General features: G+C 32.2%; 3 protein-coding genes. 2 read left to right on the top strand and 1 reads right to left on the bottom strand.

The window, feature by feature from the left end:
* Window positions 1–1,203: 1,203 nt before the first annotated feature.
* Both E1171_RS24895 and E1171_RS24400 read left to right on the top strand, forming a co-directional pair.
* Window positions 1,204–1,422, top strand: coding sequence for a ParA family protein (locus E1171_RS24895; RefSeq protein ID WP_187696243.1), 219 nt, complete (start codon window positions 1,204–1,206; stop codon window positions 1,420–1,422).
* Window positions 1,416–1,778, top strand: coding sequence for a ParA family protein (locus tag E1171_RS24400; RefSeq protein ID WP_343031290.1), 363 nt, complete (start codon window positions 1,416–1,418; stop codon window positions 1,776–1,778). The genes E1171_RS24895 and E1171_RS24400 overlap by 7 nt, the downstream gene beginning before the upstream one ends.
* A 268-nt stretch (window positions 1,779–2,046) precedes the next feature.
* On the opposite strand, the gene E1171_RS04050 is transcribed toward E1171_RS24400, so the two are convergent.
* Window positions 2,047–2,595: a hypothetical protein gene (locus tag E1171_RS04050; protein WP_155204356.1), complete on the bottom strand. Its 549-nt coding sequence runs from the start codon at window positions 2,593–2,595 to the stop codon at window positions 2,047–2,049.
* Window positions 2,596–3,215: the final 620 nt, after the last annotated feature.

The raw sequence follows: 3,215 nt of genomic DNA, 5'->3' as shown, positions 1-3,215 counted from the left end.
TTGAGAAGTAGGCTAAATTTGAGATTGTCATAACCTAAGGCCAAAGGGGACGAGTGACGACTGAGAATGGTGCTAACTTATGGTTAGTATGTACGAAGTCTTTGACTTCAGACGAAATTAATATTGGACGCTGGGCTCCCTTTGTGGCTCTGATGCACCTTTCAGTTACAAATATTTACTTTCGATCTGAGAGTTCTTATTCTTTGCATTTTCTATCACAGGCTAACATAATTTTGATGAGGCTTTTAAAGGAAAAGGGAGAAATGATATCAAAAAATTTTAAAAGAATTCCCCAATTTATTCAAAAGAAAGGCTATTTCTATTTTGATGATTGGGACTCCTCCAAAGGAGTATTCACTACTGATAGACACCATTATTCAAAGCAAAAAAAGAAACCAGTTACTTAGAAAGACTCAATAATATAATTAGATAAAGAGTGTCTAAACTGGTAAGAAAACCGCTTTCTTTTTCAAAGAGTGAAGAGAATCATAAAGGAGCTTTACAATACTTCTTTAGGAAGTATAATCTAGAGTTCAAAGGTGCACATTTGTAACACTACCAAAAAAGAATTAAAGGATTTAAACCTGTCTTAAATATGAAGGCTATGGCAGAATTGAAGAAATTATATTGATGAAGGTTATTGTAATTAAACGCTTATTTTCTTATAGTTAGAATAAAATAAATTTCTAAATAAACAGACATAATCGATGTTTCTTACTTATCAATTATTTACATGATTATTTTTTTAATAAATTTGAATTTAATTTTTATTGTGTTTTGTGGAAAAAGTTTTTTAAAATTATATAAATAGCTTTTTTACAAAAAAAGTTACTTATTATTTGATATTTAGTATTATTTATATTGGTAATATAGTCGAAGGTTTAATTATCAATTTTTGATTATTCATGATTTTAGAATAGGCATATAGGTTTATTTTTAGGATATTTTCTTATGATAAGAGGAGAGCTTTTTATCTGTTGATAATTCTAATTTGGATGATAATGACCAATAATCAAGTCATAAACTTTTTAAAAAGTAATCCAGCCTTAGCTGTAAAGTCTCTGGAAAAAATAGCTAAAATAAGTACAGGCCTATTGGGAAAAATTACCAGGGGAGTAAGAAAATTAAATGAATAGCATATTAATTGCTAAGTTCCAGTTTTGATAAAATACGGCTAAAAACCAGCTCATCCAATAAGTTCAAATAAATTACTGCCGAATTATATCTATTTTTAATCATAAAGGTGGAGTAGGGAAAACAAGAACAGCGATCAACCTGGGTAAAACTTTACCCTTTACTAATAGAGTGCTACTAATCGATATGGATTCTCAGGGAAATTTATCGCAATCCTTTGGCGTATATCATCCGAAATCACAAGTGGTCGATATCTTAATTCAGTCAGGGAAACTTAATACATTATAATCACGAAGAAATTAATTTTATCTTTTTCAAATTCAAAGATGATTGAGGTTGAAAGGTATTTAACGAATACATTAACGGGTTTTAACCGATTAAGAAGGTCTATAGTGCCTATTAAAAATGAATATGATTATATTCTGATTGAATGCCCGTCTTCACTAAATATTATTACTTCTTGCGCTCTGTTGGATTCTGATAGTTGTTTAACTACTCTTCAGCCTGAAATACCTTCTATAAGGGACTTAAATAAATTGCTTTATAAAATTGATGAACTAAGGATCGATGTTAATACAAATATGAGTATAGAAGGAACTCTTTTTACCCTAACCAATCAAAGACTACCCAAAACGGCTATTTAGCATGTTGTAGATAACATGCCTGATATTAATATATTTCAATTATTAGAAATAACATTAGTTTACCGGGGGTTCAGGCTAGTGAAAAGGATCTTTTTGACTATAACCCAAAGTGTAAGGGAGCAGAAGATTACTTGAACCTTTCCAAAGAAATGAGCCGGAAAATTGCTAATTACAGCTAACCCTATATGGATTCTCTATCCGGTTCTTATCGTAGGAGGTCCTGTAAATTCTTTTTTATTGAAGCTCCCTTTAGGGCTCAGATTTTCATCTAGGATAATGGTATTTTTCTTGCTGTAGTTATATTGACTTGATTGACAGGGTTACCACCTCGTAGAAAAGTAGCTTCAACAATATTATTATCATCGTCGGTGATGGTTCCTTTGCATCTCACCTCATTATTACCGAGGTATTCGCCATTTACCGCACCGAACCACCAATTGTTACTGGTTCCTGAGTGTCCCTGAGCCAGGCATATATCTGGAATAACGATCTCCACCATATCATCTGTTACATCTATAGCGAGGGTTAGGTATAAATCACCCCTAACAGCGAAATTTAAGTCACCTGCCGTATGGCCAAAGGTATTCTTGCTTGCCGGGCACAATTGGTTAAAATAGGTTGCAGGGCCAGATGAGCCATGACGACCTACTACGAATCTTAAATTACTACTAGCATTAATCTCAAAGACAGGCGCTCCCAAATTATTATTAGGGTCCTGTCCTGGAGTAACTGCAGAACCTGTCCTTTGCAAATGTCCACTAATGCCCAACCCTCTATTGAGGATGCTCACATCATTATTATGATAACTAAAACCCATTTTATTCAATTTTTATTGAAGTTAAAAATTATTTTACGTTAGTATATAATCTATTCTGGGTAGAATTAAATCTTGGAAGGCGCAAAATACTATTTGTCCGTTTTATAATAAACTAAATTACTCCTGCCTTTTGAGAGGGCTTTAACCATATACCCCATTCCCGATGATATATTATTCAATTAAATTATATAAAGAATAACAGTTTATATTTTAAAAGGTTTCTTTTTAATCAAAAAAAATAAATTGTTTTTAGACCCTTGATTTTGGAAAATTATTCAGTAGGAAGCAGATGATATATTTTAAGTTGTTAACTTAATTATAGAGTTTTTTCTACAACCATCAATCTACCTTTTTATTTATAGGATGGGTTAAATAACCAGCCTTTTAGGGATCTGTTGCAAAGATTCAAGAAGGCCAATATTTTTCCTTTTAAGACTCTGCTCTCTAAAAATTAAGTTAGGAGTACAGGTTGAATTGCCTTTCAATTTAACGGATTTCTCCCTTCAATCTATCTTTCAAATTTTCAGAGAATTGACACCCTTTATCAAATTGATGCTTTCGAAACATGCGGAAAGTACCAAAGCCTTTGATGGTCGCATACCCCATTTTCATTGATTTGA

This window comes from Xanthovirga aplysinae (assembly GCF_009711365.1).
Taxonomy (GTDB): Bacteria; Bacteroidota; Bacteroidia; order Cytophagales; family Cyclobacteriaceae; genus Xanthovirga; species Xanthovirga aplysinae.
This window is presented reverse-complemented; position numbering and strand designations above follow the sequence as displayed.